Annotated in this window: 13 protein-coding genes and 1 pseudogene; 8 read left to right on the top strand and 6 right to left on the bottom strand. The window is 74.1% G+C overall.

From position 1 onward, the window contains the following. The first annotated feature begins 414 nt into the window (after positions 1-414). The 5 genes from gltB to ACFCX4_RS05830 all read left to right on the top strand — a co-directional run bounded on the left by gltB (position 415) and on the right by ACFCX4_RS05830 (position 10,443). Complete coding sequence (gltB, locus tag ACFCX4_RS05850) at positions 415-5,016, top strand: glutamate synthase large subunit (RefSeq protein ID WP_376139257.1); 4,602 nt, start codon at positions 415-417, stop codon at positions 5,014-5,016. Further along, complete coding sequence (locus ACFCX4_RS05845; RefSeq protein ID WP_376139210.1) at positions 5,009-6,469, top strand: glutamate synthase subunit beta; 1,461 nt, start codon at positions 5,009-5,011, stop codon at positions 6,467-6,469. The genes gltB and ACFCX4_RS05845 overlap by 8 nt, the downstream gene beginning before the upstream one ends. Positions 6,470-7,012: 543 nt before the next feature. Further along, positions 7,013-7,879: a helix-turn-helix domain-containing protein gene (locus ACFCX4_RS05840; protein WP_376139209.1), complete on the top strand. Its 867-nt coding sequence runs from the start codon at positions 7,013-7,015 to the stop codon at positions 7,877-7,879. Positions 7,880-7,967: 88 nt separating this feature from the next. After that, complete coding sequence (locus ACFCX4_RS05835) at positions 7,968-9,425, top strand: aldehyde dehydrogenase family protein (RefSeq protein ID WP_376139207.1); 1,458 nt, start codon at positions 7,968-7,970, stop codon at positions 9,423-9,425. A gap of 163 nt (positions 9,426-9,588) precedes the next feature. Beyond that, on the top strand, positions 9,589-10,443 hold the full coding sequence (locus ACFCX4_RS05830; RefSeq protein ID WP_376139205.1) for an SAM-dependent methyltransferase: 855 nt from the start codon (positions 9,589-9,591) through the stop codon (positions 10,441-10,443). A gap of 85 nt (positions 10,444-10,528) precedes the next feature. Here the strand turns inward: ACFCX4_RS05830 and ACFCX4_RS05825 are convergent, their stop codons facing one another. Further along, entirely contained in the window at positions 10,529-11,464 is a 936-nt protein-coding gene (locus ACFCX4_RS05825) for an AraC family transcriptional regulator (protein ID WP_376139204.1), read from the bottom strand. Positions 11,465-11,496: 32 nt separating this feature from the next. Next, positions 11,497-12,426 carry an NADP-dependent oxidoreductase gene (locus tag ACFCX4_RS05820; protein WP_376139202.1) on the bottom strand — a complete coding sequence of 310 codons (930 nt, stop codon included), beginning with the start codon at positions 12,424-12,426 and terminating at the stop codon, positions 11,497-11,499. A gap of 215 nt (positions 12,427-12,641) precedes the next feature. On the opposite strand from ACFCX4_RS05820, the gene ACFCX4_RS05815 reads away from it, so the two are divergent. Next, complete coding sequence (locus ACFCX4_RS05815; RefSeq protein WP_376139201.1) at positions 12,642-13,496, top strand: MerR family transcriptional regulator; 855 nt, start codon at positions 12,642-12,644, stop codon at positions 13,494-13,496. After that, complete coding sequence (locus tag ACFCX4_RS05810; RefSeq protein ID WP_376139200.1) at positions 13,493-14,467, top strand: BtrH N-terminal domain-containing protein; 975 nt, start codon at positions 13,493-13,495, stop codon at positions 14,465-14,467. The genes ACFCX4_RS05815 and ACFCX4_RS05810 overlap by 4 nt, the downstream gene beginning before the upstream one ends. An 8-nt stretch (positions 14,468-14,475) precedes the next feature. Here the strand turns inward: ACFCX4_RS05810 and ACFCX4_RS05805 are convergent, their stop codons facing one another. The 3 genes from ACFCX4_RS05805 to ACFCX4_RS05795 all read right to left on the bottom strand — a co-directional run bounded on the left by ACFCX4_RS05805 (position 14,476) and on the right by ACFCX4_RS05795 (position 17,763). Beyond that, positions 14,476-14,967, bottom strand: coding sequence for a hypothetical protein (locus tag ACFCX4_RS05805; RefSeq protein WP_376139199.1), 492 nt, complete (start codon positions 14,965-14,967; stop codon positions 14,476-14,478). 102 nt (positions 14,968-15,069) lie between these two features. Beyond that, a complete protein-coding gene (locus ACFCX4_RS05800; RefSeq protein ID WP_376139198.1) occupies positions 15,070-16,890 on the bottom strand; it encodes a bifunctional metallophosphatase/5'-nucleotidase in 1,821 nt (606 codons plus the stop codon). 255 nt (positions 16,891-17,145) lie between these two features. Next, positions 17,146-17,763 carry a LuxR C-terminal-related transcriptional regulator gene (locus ACFCX4_RS05795; protein WP_376139255.1) on the bottom strand — a complete coding sequence of 206 codons (618 nt, stop codon included), beginning with the start codon at positions 17,761-17,763 and terminating at the stop codon, positions 17,146-17,148. A 700-nt stretch (positions 17,764-18,463) separates the two neighbouring features. Here ACFCX4_RS05795 and ACFCX4_RS05790 point away from each other — a divergent pair. Then, positions 18,464-21,664, top strand: coding sequence for an AAA family ATPase (locus tag ACFCX4_RS05790; RefSeq protein ID WP_376139197.1), 3,201 nt, complete (start codon positions 18,464-18,466; stop codon positions 21,662-21,664). A 130-nt stretch (positions 21,665-21,794) separates the two neighbouring features. On the opposite strand, the pseudogene ACFCX4_RS05785 reads toward ACFCX4_RS05790, so the two are convergent. Further along, positions 21,795-22,343, bottom strand: a pseudogene (locus ACFCX4_RS05785) (hypothetical protein); the annotation flags it as partial.

Raw genomic sequence — 22,343 nt, 5'->3', positions numbered from 1 at the left:
GGGACGACCCGGAGGAGTGCATGATTATGCATCCGACCGCGTGACATTCCGCACATGGCGGGGCGGTGCCGCCTGGGCTGTCTCACCATTCGGTCCCCTCGGGCCTCGGATTCGCAACCCGGCGACGAAGTCGCTCATGGAATCCCAGGCGGTCATGATCGGATTCCATGACCGGGGCGTTTCGCCCCTGTTTCGGGCGCCCGGGGGCCGGGCACAATCGTCGGGACGTGCGGTGTGGCACGTCCGCTCATCGCCACCGTGACCTGCGGCTCAGTCCGCGATGTGGACGCGATATTCCGGTTCCCGGGATCTTCGGCATCATGTAACTTGCACGAAATCGCATCAGGGCCAACGTCGTCCCTACTGCACCAGCTTCGAAAGACGACGACGGGAGAGCCGATGCTGTCTGCATCCATGCACTCCGCCAACGAGCCCCAGGCCGGCGCCGCCCGCCCGCCGTACGCGCTCGTTCCGGATGCGCGACCTGCTGCTCAGGGCCTGTACGACCCGCGAAACGAGCACGACGCCTGTGGCGTCGGATTCGTCGCCACGCTGACCGGCATCGCCGACCACACCGTCGTCGAGCAGGCGCTGACCGTCCTGCGCAACCTGGAGCACCGCGGCGCCACCGGCGCCGAGCCGGACTCCGGTGACGGCGCGGGCATCCTCACCCAGATCCCGGACGCCTTCCTGCGCGCCAAGGTCTCCTTCGAGCTTCCGGCGGCCGGTGCCTACGCGGTCGGCATCGCCTTCCTGCCCGACGCCGACGACGCGGACGCCGCCGCCGTCGCCCGGATCGAGGCCATCGCGGCCGAGGAGGGCCTGACCGTCCTCGGGTGGCGCGACGTCCCGGTCACCCCGGACCTGCTGGGCGCCACCGCCCGCGGGGTCATGCCGCGGTTCCGCCAGGTCTTCCTGGCCAAGGACGGCGCCGAGGGCATCGCCCTGGACCGGATCGCCTTCGTGGTCCGCAAGCGCTCCGAGCGCGAGGCCGGCGTCTACTTCCCGTCGCTGTCCGCCCGCACCATCGTCTACAAGGGCATGCTGACCACCGGCCAGCTGGAGCCCTTCTTCCCCGACCTGTCGGACCGGCTCTACGCCTCCGCGCTCGGCCTGGTGCACTCGCGGTTCTCCACCAACACCTTCCCGAGCTGGCCGCTCGCCCACCCGTACCGGTTCGTCGCGCACAACGGCGAGATCAACACGGTCAAGGGCAACCGGAACTGGATGACCGCCCGGGAGTCCCAGCTCGCCACCGACCTCATCCCCGCCAACGGCAAGGGGCAGGGGCTGGAGCGGATCTTCCCGATCTGCACCCCGGACCACTCCGACTCGGCCTCCTTCGACGAGGTCCTGGAGCTGCTCCACCTCGGCGGCCGCTCGCTGCCGCACTCGGTGCTGATGATGATCCCGGAGGCGTGGGAGAACCACGCCACCATGGATCCGGCCCGCCGCGCGTTCTACCGGTACCACTCCAACCTGATGGAGCCCTGGGACGGCCCGGCCTGCGTCACCTTCACCGACGGCACCCGGATCGGTGCCGTGCTGGACCGCAACGGCCTGCGCCCCGCCCGCTACTGGATCACCGAGGACGGCCTGGTCGTCCTCTCCTCCGAGGTCGGCGTGCTCGACATCGAGCAGACCCGGGTGGTCCGGAAGGGCCGGCTGCAGCCCGGCCGGATGTTCCTCGTCGACACCGCCGAGCACCGCATCGTCGAGGACGAGGAGATCAAGTCGGCGCTGGCCGCCGAGCACCCCTACGAGGAGTGGGTCGAGGCCGGCCAGATCCAGCTCGCCAAGCTCCCCGAGCGCGAGCACATCGCGCACACCCACGCCTCGGTCACCCGTCGCCAGCAGACCTTCGGCTACACCGAGGAGGAGCTGCGGGTCATCCTGGCGCCGATGGCCAGGACCGGTGGCGAGGCGCTCGGCTCGATGGGCACCGACTCGCCGATCGCCGCGCTGAGCGAGAAGCCGCGCCTGCTGTTCGACTACTTCGTGCAGCTCTTCGCGCAGGTCACCAACCCGCCGCTGGACGCCATCCGCGAGGAACTGGTCACCTCCCTGCTGTCCAACCTCGGCCCCGAGGGCAACCTGCTGGCCGCCGAGGCCGCGGCCTGCCGCTCGGTCGGCATCACCTTCCCGGTGATCGACAACGACGAGCTGGCCAAGCTGGTCCACATCAACGCGGACGGCGACCAGCCCGGCCTCAAGGCCGTCACGCTGTCCGGCCTCTACAAGGTCGCCGCCGGCGGCGAGGGCCTGGCGGCCCGGCTCGCGGCGATCGCGGCCGAGGCCGACGCGGCGATCGCCGACGGTGCCCGGATCGTCGTGCTCTCGGACCGGCACTCGGACGCCGAGCACGCCCCGATCCCCTCGCTGCTGCTCACCTCGGCCGTCCACCACCACCTCATCCGCACCAAGCAGCGCACCCGGGTGTCGCTGGTGGTCGAGGCCGGTGACGTCCGCGAGGTGCACCACGTCGCGCTTCTGATCGGCTTCGGTGCCGGCGCGGTCAACCCGTACCTGGCCATGGAGTCGGTCGAGGACCTCGTCGCCCAGGGCGTCTTCATCGAGGGCGTGGAGGCCGAGAAGGCCATCAAGAACCTGATCAAGGCGCTCGGCAAGGGCGTCCTGAAGGTGATGTCCAAGATGGGCATCTCCACCGTCGCCTCCTACCGCGGCGCGCAGGTCTTCGAGGCGATCGGCCTCTCCCAGGCGCTGGTGGACACCTACTTCGCCGGCACCACCACCAAGCTCGGCGGCATCGGCCTGGACGAGATCGCCCGGGAGACCGCCGCCCGGCACGCCAAGGCCTACCCGGCCTCCGGCATCCCCGCCGCGCACCGCGCGCTGGAGATCGGCGGCGAGTACCAGTGGCGCCGCGAGGGCGAGCCGCACCTGTTCGACCCGGACACCGTCTTCCGGCTGCAGCACTCCACCCGCAACCGCCGGTACGACATCTTCAAGCAGTACACGGACCGGGTGAACGAGCAGTCCGAGCGGCTGATGACGCTGCGCGGCCTGTTCCGGCTCGACGCGCTGGGCCGCACCCCGGTGCCGGTCGAGGAGGTCGAGCCGGTCTCCGAGATCGTCAAGCGCTTCTCCACCGGCGCCATGTCCTACGGCTCGATCTCCCGCGAGGCGCACGAGACCCTGGCGATCGCGATGAACCGCCTCGGCGGCAAGTCCAACACCGGTGAGGGCGGCGAGGACCCGGACCGTCTGTACGACCCGGAGCGCCGCTCGGCGATCAAGCAGGTCGCCTCCGGCCGCTTCGGCGTCACCTCCGAGTACCTGGTCAACGCCGACGACATCCAGATCAAGATGGCCCAGGGCGCCAAGCCCGGCGAGGGCGGCCAGCTGCCCGGCCACAAGGTCTACCCGTGGGTCGCCAAGACCCGGCACTCCACCCCGGGCGTCGGTCTGATCTCGCCGCCGCCGCACCACGACATCTACTCCATCGAGGACCTGGCGCAGCTGATCCACGACCTCAAGAACGCCAACCCCGAGGCCCGCATCCACGTGAAGCTGGTCTCCGAGGTCGGCGTCGGGACGGTCGCGGCCGGCGTCTCCAAGGCGCACGCGGACGTCGTGCTGGTCTCCGGTCACGACGGCGGCACCGGCGCCTCGCCGCTCACCTCGCTCAAGCACGCGGGCGGCCCCTGGGAGCTCGGCCTCGCCGAGACCCAGCAGACCCTGCTGCTCAACGGCCTGCGCGACCGGATCGTGGTGCAGACCGACGGCCAGCTCAAGACCGGCCGCGACGTCGTCATCGCCGCCCTGCTGGGTGCCGAGGAGTTCGGCTTCGCGACCGCCCCGCTGGTGGTCTCCGGCTGCATCATGATGCGCGTCTGCCACCTGGACACCTGCCCGGTCGGCGTCGCCACCCAGAACCCGGTGTTGCGCGAGCGCTTCTCCGGCAAGCCGGAGTTCGTCGTCAACTTCTTCGAGTTCATCGCCGAGGAGGTCCGGGAGATCCTGGCCTCGCTGGGCTTCCGCTCGATCGAGGAGGCCGTCGGCCACGCCGAGCACATCGACGCCGAGGCCGCGGTCGGCCACTGGAAGGCCGCCGGGCTCGACCTCGCCCCGCTGTTCCACGTGCCCGAGCTGCCCGAGGGCGCGGCCCTGCACCGCACCACCACGCAGGACCACGCGCTGGACAAGGCGCTGGACAACCAGCTGATCGACCTGGCCCAGGACGCCCTGGAGAACGGCGACGCCGTCCGCATCCAGCTGCCGATCCGCAACGTCAACCGGACCGTCGGCACCATGCTCGGCCACCACGTGACCAAGCGGTACCGCGGCGAGGGCCTGCCGGAGGGGACCATCGACGTCACCTTCACCGGCTCGGCCGGCCAGTCCTTCGGCGCCTTCGTCCCGCGCGGCGTGACGCTGCGCCTGGAGGGCGATGCCAACGACTACGTCGGCAAGGGCCTGTCCGGCGGCGTGATCGTGGTCCGCCCGGCCCGTGACGCGGCCGCGATCGGCAACGACGCGCAGAACCACGTCATCGCCGGCAACACCATCGGCTACGGCGCGACCGGCGGCCGGGTCCACCTGCGGGGCAAGGCCGGCGAGCGGTTCGCCGTCCGCAACTCCGGGGCCACCCTGGTCGTCGAGGGCGTGGGCGACCACGGCCTGGAGTACATGACCGGCGGCCGGGTCGTCATCCTCGGCGAGACCGGCCGCAACCTCGCGGCCGGCATGTCCGGCGGTGTCGCCTACGTGCTGGACCTGCGCCCGGCGAACGTCAACAGCGGCATGGTGGGCATCGAGGCCCCGAGCGCGGCCGACCGCGAGTGGCTGCGGGAGACCGTGCAGCAGCACTACGAGGAGACCGGTTCCACCGTCGCCGCCGAGCTCCTGGCGGACTGGGGCAGCGGGGTCTCCCGCTTCTCCACGATCATGCCGACCGACTACAAGGCAGTGCTCGCCGCCAAGGACGCCGCCGAGCGTGATGGCCTCTCCGAGGCCGAGACCACTCGCAAGATGATGGAGGCGGCACATGGCTGACCCCAAGGGCTTCCTGACCACGCCCAAGCAGCTGGCGGAGCGCCGTCCCGTGGACGTCCGTCTGCGGGACTGGAACGAGGTCTACGTCGAGCGCAGCCTGCTGCCGATCATCACCAAGCAGGCCGGCCGTTGCATGGACTGCGGCATCCCGTTCTGCCACAACGGCTGCCCGCTCGGGAACCTCATCCCCGAGTGGAACGACCTCGCCTACCGGGACGACTGGACCGGCGCGATCGAGCGGCTGCACGCCACCAACAACTTCCCGGAGTTCACCGGGCGGCTGTGCCCGGCGCCCTGCGAGTCGGCCTGCGTGCTGGGCATCAACCAGGACGCGGTGACCATCAAGAACGTCGAGGTCACCATCATCGACAAGGCCTGGGACCGGGGCGGGGTCACCCCGCAGGTCCCGGAGCGGCTGTCCGGCAAGACGGTCGCCGTGGTCGGCTCCGGCCCGGCCGGCCTGGCCGCGGCCCAGCAGCTCACCCGGGCCGGGCACACCGTGGTGGTCTACGAGCGGGCCGACCGGATCGGCGGCCTGCTGCGCTACGGCATCCCCGAGTTCAAGATGGAGAAGCGCCACATCAACCGCCGCATCGAGCAGATGCGCGCGGAGGGCACCCGGTTCCGCACCGGTGTGCACGTGGGCGAGGACATCACCGGGCAGCAGCTGCGCGAGCGCTTCGACGCGGTGGTCGTCGCGGCCGGTGCCACCACCGCCCGCGACCTGCCGGTGCCCGGGCGCGAGCTCAAGGGCGTCCACCAGGCGATGGAGTACCTGCCGCTGGCCAACAAGGTGCAGGAGGGCGACTTCGTGGAGTCGCCGATCAGCGCCAAGGGCAAGCACGTCGTGGTCATCGGCGGCGGCGACACCGGCGCGGACTGCGTCGGCACCGCGCACCGGCAGGGCGCGGCCTCGGTCACCCAGCTGGAGATCATGCCGCGCCCGGGCGAGGACCGGCCGGCCAACCAGCCGTGGCCGACCATGGCGATGACCTACAAGGTCACCTCCGCGCACGAGGAGGGCGGCGAGCGGATCTACTCCGTCTCCACCACCCACTTCAGCGGCGACGAGGACGGCAACGTCCAGGAGCTGCACCTGGTCGAGGTGGAGTTCAAGGACGGCCGGTTCGAGCAGGTGCCCGGCAGCGAGCGGGTCGTCCCGGCGCAGCTGGTCACCCTGGCGATGGGCTTCACCGGCACGGACGTGCGCAACGGTCTGGTGGAGCAGCTGGGCGTGGACCTCGACGCACGCGGTAATGTGGCCCGTGACGGTCGCTTCGCCACCAACGTCGATGGCGTCTACGTCTGCGGTGACGCGGGCCGCGGCCAGTCCCTGATCGTCTGGGCCATCGCGGAGGGCCGCTCGGCCGCCGCGGCGGTCGACACGTACCTGGGCGGCAAGACCCCGCTGCCCGCTCCGATCCGGCCGACGGACCGCCCGCTGGTGGTCTGATCCGGTCCAGGTAGCCCGGCGCCGCATCGCCGGGTCGTACCGAGCCGCACCCCGTCAGCGTCGCCGGGCCACCGCGGTCCATGGCGCCTGCCCACATCCCCGACCAGTTTGGGGGCAGGCGCCTTTCGCGTTTTCCGGATCCGGGCGGCCGGTGCCCGGGCAGGCCGGGCGGCCGGGAGGGCGCGGGGGAGAGCGCCGCCGGGACGGCCGGGGAGAGCGCCCCCCGGGCGCGCAGGAGCGTGGAGGGGCGCTGAGGGGCGCGTCAACTGTCCCGGAGATCGGCCGAGTTGTTGGCCGAGTTGCTTCGCTCCGGGGCGCCGCCCCGGGGCCGGGGATGTCCACGGCGACGCCGGGGGACTAGAGTGCGTTCCGGGGAGCTACGGGGTGGCTACCGCGCGTATCCGGACGTTGGTCGTCCGGGCGGCCCCGGCGAGGGTCGGACGACTCCGCCGAGGGCGTTCCGAGGACTGTTGTTTGTCGGTCCCTGATGGAAGACTGCGGCCGACGGCCGGGGGGCTGCGCGAGGTGCGGAGGGTTGAGGCGATGGGTGCGACTCAGGCGGGTGGTGGTGCCACGGTGCGGCGTCTGCTGCTGGGGTCGCAACTGCGAAGGCTCCGGGAGGCCCGCGGGGTCAGCCGGGAGGAGGCCGGTTACTCGATCCGCGCCTCCGAGTCGAAGATCAGCCGGATGGAACTCGGCCGGGTCGGCTTCAAGGAGCGCGACGTCGCCGACCTGCTGACGCTCTACGGCGTGGACGCGGAGCCGGAGCGGGCCTCGGTGCTGGGCCTGGTCCGGGCGGCCAACGCCACCTCCTGGTGGCACGGTTACGGCGACGTCCTGCCGGGCTGGTTCCAGAACTACCTGGGCCTGGAGGAGGCCGCCACCGAGATCCGCAGCTACGAGGTGCAGTTCGTCCACGGGCTGCTGCAGACCGCCGCCTACGCGCGGTCCGTGATCACCCACGGCGGGCACGTCACCGAACCGGCCGAGATCGAGCGGCGGGTGGAGGTGCGGCTCAAGCGGCAGGAGGTGCTGACCGCCGACCGGGCGCCGCGGCTGGTCGCGGTGCTGGACGAGGCGGTGCTGCGCCGGCCCTGGGGCGGCTCCGACCTCATGCGGGCGCAGATCGACCGGCTGCTGGAGCTGACCGAGCTGCCGAACGTGGTGCTCCAGGTGATGCCGCTGGGCTTCGGCGGGCTGCGCGCGGAGGGCGGGGCGTTCTCGGTGCTGGCCTTCGACGAGCAGGAACTGCCGGACATCGTCTACCTGGAGCAGTTCACCACCGCCCTGTACCTCGACAAGGCGGCGGAGGTCGCCGAGTACGCGGGCGCGATGGACGGACTGGTGGCGGACAGCCTGACCCCCGAGCGGACACGAGAACTTCTTCGCTCCGTACGCCAAGAGCTCTGACGGATAAGTACGATGAGCCCCGATCAGATCTGATCGCGAACGACCGCGGCTGACGCGTGTCCGTTCCCGAAGGCATGAGAGGGATCCGATGTCCTACCTTTCCGAGTTGGCGCTGCAGTACATCGACGGCGAGTGGCGCGAGGGCAGCGGCTCCTGGGACATCGTCGACGTCGACCCCTTCACCGGGGACAAGCTCGCCAGCATCACCGTCGCCACGGTCGGCGAGGTCGACCAGGCCTACCGGGCCGCGGAGCGGGCGCAGAAGGAGTGGGCGGCCACCAACCCCTACACCCGCCGGCTGGTCTTCGAGCGCGCGCTGCGGATCCTGGAGGACCGCGAGCAGGAGATCACCAGGGACATCATGGCCGAGCTCGGCGGCACCGCCGTCAAGGCCTGGTTCGAGCTCTCGCTCACCAAGGACATGCTGCGCGAGGCGATGCAGCTGTCGCTGCGCGCGGAGGGGCGGCTGCTGCCCTCGCCGGTGGACGGCAAGGAGAACCGGCTCTACCGGCTGCCGGTCGGCGTCGTCGGGGTGATCAGCCCGTTCAACTTCCCGCTGTTCCTGTCGATGAAGGCGGTCGCCCCGGCGCTGGCGCTCGGCAACGGCGTGGTGCTCAAGCCGCACCAGGAGACCCCGGTGGTCGGCGGCACCCTGATAGCCAAGATCTTCGAGGAGGCCGGCCTGCCGGCCGGCCTGCTGAACGTGGTGGTCACCGACATCGCCGAGATCGGCGACGCGTTCATCGAGCACCCCGTCCCCAAGGTGATCTCCTTCACCGGCTCCGACAAGGTGGGCCGGCACGTCGCCACCGTCGCGGCCTCGCACTTCAAGCGGACCGTGCTGGAGCTGGGCGGCAACAGCGCGCTGATCGTGCTGGAGGACGCCGACCTCGACTACGCGGTGGACGCCGCGGTGTTCAGCCGTTTCGTGCACCAGGGCCAGGTCTGCATGTCGGCGAACCGGGTGCTGGTCGACCGCAGCGTGGCCGAGGAGTTCACCCGCAGGTTCGTCGCCAAGGTCGCCACCCTCAAGGCCGGGGACCCGCGGGACCCGGCCACCCACATCGGCCCGCTGATCAACCCCGTCCAGGCCGACGCGCTCACCGCGCAGGTCGACCAGGCGATCGCCGGCGGCGCGACCGCGCTGCTGCGCGGCACCACGGTCGGCAGCCTGATGGAGCCGGTGGTGCTCGGCGGTCTGCCGGCCGACGCGCCGATCCTGCAGCGCGAGCTGTTCGGCCCGGTGGTGCTGGTGGTGGAGTTCGACGGCGAGGACGAGGCGGTGCGGATCGCCAACGACACGCCGTTCGGGCTCAGCGGCGCGGTGCACACCGGCGACGTGGAGCGCGGGGTGCGGGTCGCCCGGCGGATCGAGACCGGCATGATCCACGTCAACGACGGGACCATCGCGGACGAGCCCGTGGTGCCCTTCGGCGGCGAGAAGAACTCGGGCGTCGGCCGCCTGAACGGCGAGGCCACGGTGGACGCGTTCACCACGGTGAAGTGGATCTCGATCCAGCACGGGCGCAGCCGCTTCCCGTTCTGACCGTCCGCCGGGCCCGTGGTGCCCGGCCGGTGCCGACCCGGCCGCCCCTCCGCCCAGGAGAGGACGGCCGGGTTCCACTTGCCGGGTGAGGCTGCCCTATGCTGCGCGTGTCGGATCGAGTGGGGGCTGTGTTCGATCGGAACTGACCGAAGGGGTGGCTGGGGTGACCGATTTTCAGGACATCGGACGGGAGTGGCTCATCACCGGTGAGGGGGAGGAGATCCGGCCGCCCGCCGATCTGCGGCCCGAGATACCGCACCCCGCCCGGATGTACGACTACTACATCGGCGGCAAGGACAACTTCCCGGCCGACCGCGAGGCCGCGGAGCGGGTGCTGTCGATCAGCCCGATGGTGCGGATCAGCGCCCTGGCCAACCGGGCCTTCCTGGGCCGTGCGGTCCGCCACCTGGCGGGTGAGGGCATCCGGCACTTCGTCGACATCGGCACCGGCATCCCCAGCGCCGGGAACACCCACGAGGTCGCCCAGCGGGTGCGGCCGGACGCCCGCGTCGTCTACCTGGACAACGACCCGATCGTGCTGGTGCACGGCCGCGCCCTGCTGAGCGGCACCACCCCGGAGAGCACCTCGGTCGTCCAGGCCGACCTGCGCGACCCGGCGGCGGTCCTGCGCACCCCCGAGGTCCGCCGGGCGCTGGACTCCGGCGAGCCGGTCGCCCTGCTGCTGGTCGCCGTCCTGCACTTCATCGACGAGCAGGACGACCCGTACGGCATCGTGCGCACCCTGGTGGACGCCCTGCCGTCCGGCAGCCGCCTGGTGCTCTCCCACGGCACCCTCGACTTCACCGCGACCGCCGACGCGGGCCGCGGCCCCGCGGTCTACCGCAACGCCTCCGCCCAGCTGACCATGCGCACCCGGGCCCAGGTGCTGCGCTTCTTCGAGGGCCTCGACCTCCTCGACCCGGGTCTGGTCACCGCTCCGCTGTGGCGGCCCGACGCTCCCCGGCAGCCCGCCGACTCCCAGGTCGGCATCTGGGCCGCCGTCGCCGGCAAGCCGTAGCGCGGGGGGCCGGTCGCCCCGGCTTCCCAAGGCTTCCCCGGTCGCCCTGGCCGGCGGTCCCGGCGGGGCGGTGCGGCGGGGCCGGTCAGGCCGCCGCCGCCCGGGCCTCGCGGCGGTAGCCGCCCGGGGCCAGGCCGAACTCGCGCTTGAAGGCCTTGGCGAAGGCGTACTCCGAGCCGTAGCCGGTCCTCGCGGCGACGGTGGTCAGCGGCGCCTCCGACTCGCGCAGCAGCCGTGCCGCGGTGGTCATCCGCCAGCGGGTCAGATAGGCCATCGGCGGCTCGCCCACCAGGCTGGTGAAGCGGCGGGCGAAGGCCGCCCGGGAGAGGCCGGCCCGGCCGGCCAGGGACTCCACCGTCCACGCCGTCGACGGCGCCTCGTGGATCGCGGTGAGCGCCGGGGCCACCGCCGCGTCGCCGAGCGCCGCCGCCCAGCCGGCCGCGCCGGCGGGCGACTGCTCCTCCAGCCAGGCCCGCAGGATGTACAGCAGCAGCGAGTCGATCAGGGCCGGGACGATGCCGGTCGAGCCGAGCCGCGGGTTCTCCAGTTCGGCGCCGAGCAGCTGGACGGCCGCGCTCAGCTCGGGGTGCCGGCCGTGCCGGGTCTGCAGGTGGACGATCTCCGGCAGCTGGCGCACCAGCGGGTGCGGGCGTGCCTGGTCGAGGTGGTAGTTGCCGCACAGCAGGCTCGTGCGCGGGCCGTCGCCGCCGATGCTGACCGTGCCGATCGGCAGGCTCGGCCGGAACTGGTCGGGCCGCTCGGGAACGGCCGGGGTGTCCGGCCGGTCGGCGAGGGCGTGGCCGCGGCCGTCCCGCAGGAAGACCACGTCCCCCGGGCTGAGCGCGATCGGCGCGGCGCCCTCTTCGAGCGGGACCAGCCAGCACGTGCCGTAGAGCACCACGTGGAACCCGGCGCCGGCGACCGGGGGAAGCCGCAGCCCCCACGGGGCCCGGCCCTCGGTGCGGACGGAGGCGGGCTGCCCCGTCCGCATCGAGCTCAGTGCCTCGGTCAGGATGTCCATGGATCCCCCCGGTCGGTGCGTCCGTCACCAGCCTATTCGGCGACGGTCAGGACGATCTTCCCCTGGGTGCGGCCGCCGGCGATCAGCTCGTGCGCCGCGGCGGCCTCGGCCAGCGGGAAGGTCCGGGCGACGTGCGGGCGGATCCGGCCCTCGTCGACCAGGGCGGCGATCGCCTCCAGCGAGGCGTAGTCGGGTTCGACCGAGACGCCCGCGAAGCGCCGCCCCGCGGCCTCGACCTCGGCGGCCAGCGCGGTGTTCCAGTGCTCCATGATCGACACCAGCACGCCGCCCTCGGGCAGCACCTCCAGCGAGGCGGTGCCCTGCGAGGAGGAGTCGAACACCACGTCCACCTCGCCGGCCGCCTTCAGGAAGCCCTCGGTCCGGTGGTCGAGCACCTCGTCGGCGCCCAGCCCGCGCAGGAAGGCGTGCTTGGGCCCGCTCGCCAGCGCGATCACGTGCGCGCCGCGGGCCTTGGCGATCTGGACGGCGAAGTGGCCGACGCCGCCGGCCGCCCGGTGGATCAGCACCCGCTGCCCCTCGGTCAGCCGCGCCGCGTCCACCAGGCCCTGCCAGGCGGTCAGCGCGGCCAGCGGCAGGGCGGCGGCCCCGACGTGGTCCAGCGCGGCGGGCTTGCGGGCCACCTGCCGGGACGGCACCGCGACGTACTCGGCGTAGCCGGTGGCGGCGCGCGGGAAGAAGGGCATCCCGAACACCTCGTCGCCGGCCCTGAACCGGGCGCCGGGCCCGGCCTCCTCGACCACGCCGGAGATGTCCCAGCCGACCCCGAACGGCGGCTCGCCGAGCAGCGGGTACGCACCCGAACGGACCGCCGCGTCCACCGGGTTGACGCCGCTGGCGTGGACGCGGACGAGGACCTCGCCGCCGCGCGGGACGGGCCGCTCGGTCTCGACGAGCTCCAGGACCTCGGGGCCGCCGAAGGACTTCTGGACGACTGCACGCATGGGACTGCTCCTTCTCGGAAGGGGGACTCTCGGTGACGTGATCAACGGTAGGGAGTCCGCACGCGCGGCTGAATATCCTGCTGTCTCGTGAGGATGTCCCAGCGTCTCGCCCGCCGTCCGCCCCGGTGGGGGAGCGGTCCGGCCGCCCCCGGCGGGGCACCGCGGACGCGGACCGGGTGGACCCTCCCACAACGGGAGGGTCCACCATGGGCCCCGTGCGAGACCAGGACGACTTCCTCACCATCGGGCGCTTCGCCCGCCTCTGCCGGCTGAGCGTCAAACAGCTCCGGCACTACGACGACACCGGCCTGCTGCCGCCGGCCCGGGTCGACCCCGGCACCGGCTACCGCTACTACACCGCGGCCCAGGCCCGCGACGCGCTCACCGTCGCCCTGCTGCGGGACCTGGACGTGCCGCTCGCCGTGATCGCCGCGACCCTGGCCGCCGCCGGGCCGGAGCGGGCCCGGCTGCTGCGGGCCGAGTGCGACCGGGTCACCGAGCGGATCGACCGCGACCGGGACCGCCTCCAGCTGCTGGAACGCCTCGCCGAGGGCGGCGGACCGCCCGGCTACGAGATCACCGAGGGCCTGGAGCCGCAGCGGCGACTCGCGCTCGTCCGGGACCGGGCCGGGCCGGGCGAGGTGGCGGAGCGGCTCGGCGCGTGCGTCGGCCGGCTGCTCGCGGGGCTGGAGGGCGTGGCCTGGCGGCCGCCGCTGTGGGGGCTGTTCCCGCTGGACCTGGGCGAGGGCATACCGATCGCGGTCGGCGCCGAGACGGACGGGCCGGACGGGACGGACGAGGAGCGGGGGTCGGCCCCGTCGCCCGGTGCGCCCGGCCCGGAGCGGCTGGTACTGCCCGGCGGGCCGGTGCTGGAGACGGTGCACCACGGGCCGTACACCCAACTGCCGCTCGCGTACCACGCGTTGCTGGCGGCCGTGCACGAACGCGGGCTGGTGCTGCTGGCCCCGGCGCGGGAGGCGTACCTGGTGGGGCCGGGGGAGGCCCCGGCGGAGGAATGGGTGACCAGACTGGTCGTCCGGGTCGAGAAGAAGGCGGAGGACGGGGCATGAGCGGGCAGCGGGCCGGCGGGCGGCACTGCGAGACGACGGCGCTGGGGGTGCTGCTGCGCCACGAGGGCGTCGAGCTGTCCGAGCCGATGGTCTTCGGGCTGGGGGCGGGGCTGTCGTTCGTCTACTGGGACGGCAAGGGGATGGACTTCCCCTTCCTCGGCGGCCGGGTCAAGCCGTTCGAGCTGACCCGCACCCTGGCCGCCCGGCTCGGGCTGGAGCTCACCGTCCGGGAGACCGGCTCCGCCCGCCGGGCCTGGGAGAACGTGGCGGCCGAACTCGACGCCGGGCGCCCCGTCGGCCTCCAGCTGGACAGCTACCACCTGGAGTACTTCTCCTCGAAGGTGCACTTCGGCGGGCACGTGGTCGCGATGCGCGGCTACGACGCGCACGACGCCCGCCTGGTGGACACCGCGCAGCAGGGCGGGGAGGTCACCACGAGCCTGGTCTCGCTCGCGGCGGCGCGCTCCGAACGCGGCCCGATGAACGCCCGCAACCGCTCCTTCACGCTCACCCGGGCCGGCCGGCTCCCGGAGCTCCGGGAGCTGCTCGCCCCGGCGCTGGCCGAGTGCGCGGCGGCGTTCCTGAACCCGCCGATCGCCAACCTCGGGCACCGCGGCATCGACCGGGCGGCCGGCCTGGTGCCGGGCTGGCTGACCCGGGCCGACGACCCGGCCGTCCGGCTGCCACAGGCCGCGCTGATGATGGAGCTGGCCGGCACCGGCGGCGCGCTGTTCCGCAACCTGTACCGGGACTTCCTCGCCGAGTGCGCCGGGCTGCTGGACGACGCCCGCGTCCGGACCGCCCACGACCGCTACGCCGAGGCGGCGGCCGGCTGGACCGAGGTGGCCCGGCTGGTCGCGGCGGCGGGGGAGGCGGCGGACCCGGCACCGCTGGCCGGGGCGGGCACCCTGCTGCGCGAGCTGGCGGGCCTGGAGCGCGCGGCGATGGGGGAGCTGGTCCGGCTGGGGTGACCCCGGCCTCAGCCGCCGGTCAGGTCGCCGATCCGGGCCGGCTCGCGCCCGTCGGCCCGGCAGCGCCAGCGGGCCTGTCCGGCCGCGGAGAGGACGGGCGTCAGCAGGTGGGTGTGCCCCGGACAGGCCGGCCACTGCACGAACTCGTAGCCGGCCAGGTGGTCCTGCACGGTTCCGGCCACCCGGGCGGTGAGCCGCTCGGCGGGCAGCGCGGGGTCCGCGTCCCGGGCGAACCCGCCGGCGTCCGAGGCGAGCCCGAGCAGGAGGCCGGCGGCGGTGTCGACCGAGAGGTGCCAGCGCAGGCCCGGTGGCAGTGACCCGGTGGCCGCCGCCCGCAGCAGGTCCCGCCCGGTGCGGGCGCAGGGTTCCGCGAACCCGGCCGGCACCCCGCGCGGCGGGCGGCCGTCCAGGGCCCAGGACGCCACCGGGCGCGACAGCCCGTCGAGGGGTGCGCGGTCGGACCGGTCCCGGTCGCGGGCGGTCCGGCGGCGGGGTGCCATGCCGTCAGGCTACGGCGGCCGGCGCGGTGGTGGGAAGGCGAACGGCCCCGGGGCGCGGGCCCCGGGGCCGTTCCCGCGCACGGTGCGGGTGGGGGCGGCGGGTCAGAAGACCGGGCGGCCCGCCCGGACCAGGCGCCACGACTCGGTGTGGAAGTCGGCCGGGTCGATGACGCCCTTCTCCTTCACCCAGGAGATCATCGCGTTGCGGATCTCGTCCGAGTTGGCCCACACCTTCTGGGCCGCGGCGACGTGCGGGAAGTTGCCGCCGCCGTTGGCCCGGTAGTTGTTGACCGCGAGGACGAACCGGGCGGCCGGGTCGATCGGCCGGCCCTCGAAGGAGAGGCCGACGATCCGCGAGCCGACCGGCTGGGCGATGTCGATGTCGTACGAGACGCCGTACAGCGCGTCGTAGTTGTAGTCCGGGGTGTTCTGCGCGTTGGTCAGGGTGGCCTTGTCGACCGGCGCGTCCGGCTCCAGCCGTGCGTAGTACTTCGCCGAGAACTCCAGGTAGTCCTTGAGCTGGGCACCGGTCAGGATCCGGGCCTCCATGGTGTTCTCGTAGATGTACAGGCCGGCCGCGTCGCGCAGCTTGACCTCGCCCGCCGGGATCCGGGCGGTGCGGTTGAACGGCGCGGCCTGCGCGAGCACCGGCAGTTGGGCGTACTCGCCGCCGGCCAGCGCGGCGCGGACCACGTCGGCCTGGACCCGGCCGATGAGGTCGATGATCGGGGTGTCGCGGAACGGCGCCTCGGCGATCGACAGCTCGATCTTCGCGGTGCCGATGACCTGGTTGACGTAGCTGACGACCTTCCTGTGCTGCTCGGTCATCAGGCCGACGATCTCCGGGTCCTCCGGGACGGTGTTGGAGTTCAGCACCCGGGAGTAGAGCGAGACGACCTTCCACGCGCCCTTGTCGAACTCGGCCTCGAAGTCGAAGCAGGTCAGGCGCTGGCCCCAGCACAGCGGCTCGGAGAGCACGACCGTCTTCCCGGTCTCCTTGTTGACGACCAGGCGCTGCGCGATCTCCTTGTGCGCGTGGCCCACCAGGACGGCGTCGATGCCGGGGACCTGCTCGGCCAGCGCGACCGAGGCGTTCTCCGGCCACGGGACCTGGTCGCCGTAGGAGGTGGCCTCGTCCGTGCCGGAGTGGCAGGCGACCACGACGACGTCCGCGCCGGCGGCCCGCACCTTCGGCACCCAGATCCGCGCCGTCTCGACGATGCCCGGGAAGGTCATCCTCCCGGCGACGACGGCCTTGTCCCAGATCGCGATGCCGGGGTTGGTCAGGCCGACGATGCCGACCTTGAGGGCCGGGCCGTTGCCCAGCTTCAGCTTGCGGATCACGTACGGCGGGAAGGCCGGCTTCTCGTTGCGGGCGTTCAGCGCGTTGGCGCCCAGCAGCGGGAAGTCGAGCTGCTCCTCGTAGGCGCGCAGGGTGTCGATGCCGTAGTTGAACTCGTGGTTGCCGAGCGCGGCGGCGGTGTACTCCATGGTGTTCATGGCGAGCGCCATCGGGTGCTCGGGCGCGGTGTCGGCCTCGGTGGCGATCGGCTCGACCCGGGCGTAGTAGTACGTCAGCTGGGTGCCCTGGATGGTGTCACCGGCGTCGATGAGCAGGCAGCGGTCCCAGCCCTTCTCCTCGCGGACCTGCTTGGCGAGGGTGGAGATCTTGGCCAGGCCGACCTCGTTGTGCGCCTTGTCGGCGTAGACGGCGTCGGTGAAGTAGTCCCAGTTGAGCACCCGGCCGTGCAGGTCGGTGGTGCCCATCACGGTGAAGGCCTGGCGCTTGCTCCGGCCCTTCGCGCGGGCCTCGTCCGGTCCGGCCGCCGCGGCGGGGGTGGCGGCGAGGGCGCCGCTCGCGAGGGCGGCACCGGCGGCGGTGACGGCGGACCGGGTGACGAAGTCACGGCGGTTCAGGGACATGGACGACTCTCCCGGGTGGGGACTGCGGAACGGCCGTCACCGCGCCGGAGATCGTCGGCGGGACGGCGCGCACGGGCATGGTGACGCGCGTAGAAGTACGCGAGTGGAAGTGTGCCGCGCAGCCGTACCGATGGATAGCCCCCGGACCTTTCCGGCAGGTGAGATCTTGGCGACCCGTTCGTGACACGGACGGGTGGCGACCGCACCCGTCGCCACCCGCCCGTGTCACGAACGAACCCCTTGCCCGGACGTCCTCTAGATGTAGCCCTCGCGAACGGCGTGGGCCACCGCGTGCGCCCGGTTGCGCAACTGCAGACGCGTGGTCAGACCGTGCAGCACGTTCTTGACCGTTCGCTCGGAGTACGACAGCCGGGCGGCGATCTCCCCGGTGTCCCACCCCTCCGCGACCAGTCGCAGCACGTCCGACTCACGCTCCGAAAGACCCGCCGGAGCCTGGCCCGGCATGCCCTGGACGGACCGCTGCAAACGGCCCACCTGGGCGATCAGCCGGCCCTGGAGGTCGGCCGGCAGGTCGCCGTCGCCCCGGGCCGCGGCCAGCACGGCCCGTCCCAGCCGCTCCGGCGTCGCCTCCCGGCGCCACAGGATCGCGGCCACCCCGCACTCGACGGCCTCCATCAGTTCGGTCTCGCGCAGGCGCTCGACCACCAGCACCACCCGCTGCCCGGCGCCGCGCACCAGCCGGCGCAGCACCGCGGTCGCGGCGGCGTCGGCGCACTCGGCGACGAGCACGGTGACCATGCCCGGCGCGGCGGCCCCCGTCGGGTCCACCACGGCGACCCCGGGGAAGCGGCGCAGCTGCGCCTCCGCCCCCGCCCGGGAGAGCGGGTCGGCGGCCTGGACGGCCACCGGCACCGTCGAGGTGCGGGCCGCGGCGGAGACCGCCCGGCCCGTACCCGCGGCACCGCGGACCGCCCCGGCGGCCGACGCCTGGGGGTGGGCAGCCACCCCGGCGACGGCACCGGACGCCTGACCGGCCACGGCGACCGCACGGGACGCCACCGGGCGCTGCGGCGGCACCGTCCGCGCGACGGACGCCGAGGCCCGTACCGCCGTACCACGGCGGTCGTACTCGGTGTGCAGAACAGTCAAATCTGGCCCCCTCTGGGAAAGCCGGCCCGGCCACCCGGTGGACCCCGAACCTCAGGGCTTTGCGCCCCACCCGGGACGGCCGACCGTTACGACGGCGATCCGGGAGCGCTGCCCGTGCCCCGGAAACTGCCTCCATGTTTCCCGCCGGGGCAGCCCCCCGGCCATCGTGGTCCACCACGAGATCGGACCCGCCGGGCAGACCCCGCCGAAAGACGGGGGCAACCCTTTCGGGCCCGCAGGTGGTCGAGAAGTCGGCGGGCCTGCCCGTACGGCGCCGGGGCGGCGCCCGACCGGGCGATCGCGCCACCCCGCACGGGACCGCACCTCGGCGGCGAGAACCGGACTCGCCGGTAACGCGTGGTTAGCACGTCAAGCCGATTTCCCGGTACAACGGCGGATACTGCCCGTTCGGACACCGACGGGAGGCCGGGACGGGCAGAAGGGTAGAGAGGGGAAACCGGGGATGAGCACCAGGACGTCCACCCACCTCGCGGAACGCGAAGAGCCGCTGAGAACGATCGCCGACCGGGCCGCCGCGGCACGCCTGGGCACCGGCCACGTCCTGCTGCTCACCGGCGCCACCGGCACCGGCCGCACCGCGCTGCTCACCGAGGCCGCCCGCCGCGCCGCCGCCGACGGCACCACCGTGCTGCGCGCCCGCTGCTCCGCCGAGGAGACCGCCACCCCCTACGCGGCCGCCCGCCAGCTCTTCGACACCGGCCCCGCGCCCGTCGGCCCCCACGGCCACACCCCCTGGGGCGGCGCACCCGGCACACCCGCCGGCACCGACCCCGACGCCGCCGAGGCCACCCTGTGGTCCCTGCTCCGCCTGCACGGCACCCACCACCCGCTGCTGCTCGCCGTCGACGACGTCCACCTCGCCGACGAGCCCTCCCGCCGCTGGCTGCGCCAGGTCGCCCGCCGCATCGACCGGCTGCCCGCCCTGCTGATCGCCACCGAACGCCGGCAGGCCACCCTGGACACCCCACCGGACCGCTTCACCCGCTCCGTGCCGCCGGACCTCGCCACCACCCTGCGGCTCGCCCCCCTCAGCACCCCCGCCGCCGTGCGGCTCGCCCGCGAACACCTCGGGCCCGGCCTCCCGGCCGGACTCGCCGCCGACTGCGCCCGCGCCAGCGGCGGCAACCCGCTGCTGCTCACCGCGCTGCTCGCCGACCTCGCCGCCTTCGACGCCGCGACCAGGGCCGCCTCCGGTCCGCCGACCGGCGGAGCCGGCCCCGGCACCGGCCCGGACCGGTTCCCCGCCGCGCTTCCCGCCCCTGTCGCCGAGGCGCTCCCGGCCCGGCGGCCCGACCCGGACGGGCCCTGCCGCCACCCCGGCGGCCTGCCCGACGCCCTCCCCGAGGACTGCGGAGCCCTGCCCGGCAGCGCCTTCGCCGAAGCCGTCGACGCCTGGCTGCACGGCGCCGGCGACCACGCCGTCACCGCCGCCCGCGTCCTCGCCCGGATGCGCGAACACCACACCGGCATCACCGTCCCCGCCCCCGGCACCCCGCCCCTCGACCTCGTCCCGCTGCTCGCCGACCTCACCGGCGCCGACCCCGGCCGGCTCTCCGGCTGGCTCGCCGACCTCGCCGTCCACCGCCACCTCGAAACCCCGGGCCCCGGCCGCTGGCCCCGCCTCGCCCACCCCCTCCTCGGCGCCGCCGTCCTCACCGGCCACGCCCCCGGCCACCGCGCCGACGTCCACCTCGCGGCCGCCGAACACCTCCACCGCACCGGCGCCCCCGACGAGCTCGTGGCCGGCCACCTCCTCCTCACCCCCGCCCCCACGCCCCGCTGGGCCGCCGACGCCCTGCGCCGCGCCGCCCGCCAGGCCGCCGAGGCAGACCACCCCACCGCCGCCACCGCCCTGCTGCGCCGCGTCCTCGCCGAACCCCTCAGCGACCGCCTGCGCGGCCCGCTGCTCACCGAACTCGGTGGCCTCGAAGTCACCCTCGGCCCCGCCGAACGCACCGTCGGCCTGCGCCACCTGGCCGAGGCCGTCCACCTCCAGCAGACCGACGAAGGCGTCTTCCGCGCCGCCAACACCCTCGGTGCCGTCCTCGCCACCCGCGGCGACACCGCCGCCGCCCTCGAACTCATGGACGAGCTCGCGCACCGCTTCGACGACCAGGAGGACGTCCTGCACGCCGTCCAGGCCGCCACCGCCCAGATCGCCGCCCACGACGGCCGCAGCTGGCTGCAGGTCGTCGAGGGCGTCCAGCGCCTCGCCGCCCGCACCCCCCAGCGCCTCGCGCCCCCCGCCTTCGCCCTGCTCACCGAGTTCGACGCCACCAGCGGCCTGCTCTCCGCCACCGAGGTCGCCGAACGCGTCCGCGAACTCGACGCCTTCCCCGTCGACCCGCTCTGCCGCTCCTACCTCCTGGTCTCCCTCGCCACCCTCTCCCAGTGGGCCGACCTCCTCGACCAGGCCGACGAGATCACCGCCCGCGGCTTCGCCAACTACCGCGGCGGCCCCCTCGACCCCGGCTACCAGTGCCTGCTCAGCGTGCGCGCCGAGACCAGGATCATGCGCGGCGAGTACCAGGCCCTGCTCGACGACTACGGCCTCACCGCCCCCGGCCCCGACGCCGCCCCCGCCGTACCGCCGCCGCTGCCGCCGCCGCCCCCCGCCCTCCTTCAGTCCACCCCCTGGGGACCGCCCGGACTGCCCGGGTTGCGCGGCCTGGGCGGCCGCGCCACCGTCCCGAACCTCCCCGCGACCGTCCCCGGCCGCACCCTGCGGACCGGCGGGGCCCCCGTCGCCCCCCGCCCCGCCGCCGACGACACCTCCCCCGGCCGCTACGCCGAACTCCTCGGCCAGCAGAACGCCCACCTCGTCGCCCAGGCCGTCATCGCCCTCGTCGAGACCGGCCGGCTCTGGCAGGCCCACGGCCTCGCCCGCGCCGTCGCCGCCGACCGCGCCCAGGGCTCCTGGGAGTGGAACGAGTACCTCTACGCCCGGGGCCTGCTCCGGCTCGCCTCCGGCGAACCCGCCGAAGCCCTCGCCGACCTCCTGGAGTGCGGCCGCCGCCAGGCCGAACGCCAGGTCCGCAGCCCCATCGTCACCCCCTGGCGCTCCGCCGCCGCCGAATGCCACCTCCAGCTCGGCGCACCCGGCCCCGCCGTCGCCCTCGCCGAGGAGGAACTCCGCCTCGCCCGCGTCTGGGGCACCCCCCGCACCGTCGGCCGCGCCCTGCGCGTCCTCGCCGCCGCCACCGGCGGACGCCACGGCCTCGACCTCGCCTCCGAGGCCGTGCACCTGCTGCGCACCGCCGAGATCGACACCGAACTCATCCCCGCCCTCATCACCTACGGCCGGCTGCTCGGCGACGGCGGCCGGCGCGGCGCCGCCCGCCGCACCCTGCGCGAGGCCGCCGGGCGCGCCGAACGGCTCGGCGCCGTCCGTCAGCGCGCCGCCGCCCTGGAATCGCTGCGCACCTCCGGCGCGCGGATCGGCCGCGGCGACCACGCCGGCGCGGAGGCGCTCACCGACAGCGAACTGCGGATCTGTCGGCTCGCCGCGGCCGGGCACTCCAACGCCGAGATCGCCGCGATGCTGCACCTGGCGGTGCGGACCGTGGAGACCCACCTGACCAACAGCTTCCGCAAACTGGGCGTGCGCCGGCGCCTCGAACTGTCCAACGTGCTGGAGGCCTGACCGGGTCGCCGGCGGCGGACGCACCGGGGCCGACCCACTCCCCCCGGGGGGGCCGACTGCTTCGGGTGTGCGGTGGCCCCGCCGTGGGCCGGACCCGCCGTGCGGCCGGCCGGGGCGGGCGTCCGCACGGTCAGCGGGCCACCGGCACCATGGCGGCCATCTCGTCCACCACCCGGGCCAGCTCGGCCACCGGATCCACGCCGTCCGCCACCCACGGCTGCCAGGTCAGCGCCCGCAGGTAGCCGTCCACCGCCAGCGGCAGCCGGCGGTGGACGATCGGCTCGGTGGTGGGCCCCGGCCCGGCGCTGCGCAGCCGTTCCAGCAGTCCCGGGACCTTCGCCGAGGGCGGCAGCGGCGCCGAGCCCACGAACGCCGCCAGCTCCTCCAGCTGCGGCCAGAGCCGCGGGGGAGGCACCGCCGGCGGGTCCTGCCGCCGGACCGACGGGACCTCCTCCGCGGCGGGGTTCGGTCCGGCCGGCCCCCCGGGGGCCTGCTCGGCGACCCGTCCGCCCGCCTTCCGGCCCGTCTCCCCGCCCGTCTCCCGGCCCGCCTTCCGGCCCGTCTCCCGGGCCGGCCGCGGGGCCTCCTCGGGGGACGGCCGCGGCGCCGGACCCAGCCCGCTGCGCCCCGGTGCCGTCCCGGTGGTGTCCGCCGACGGGCCGGTGCCGGGCTCCGGCAC

The sequence above is a fragment of the Kitasatospora sp. NPDC056327 genome, assembly GCF_042261735.1.
Classification (GTDB): domain Bacteria; phylum Actinomycetota; class Actinomycetes; order Streptomycetales; family Streptomycetaceae; genus Kitasatospora.
The sequence above is the reverse complement of the archived record's forward strand: the minus strand, read 5'-3'. Positions and strand labels throughout refer to the sequence as shown.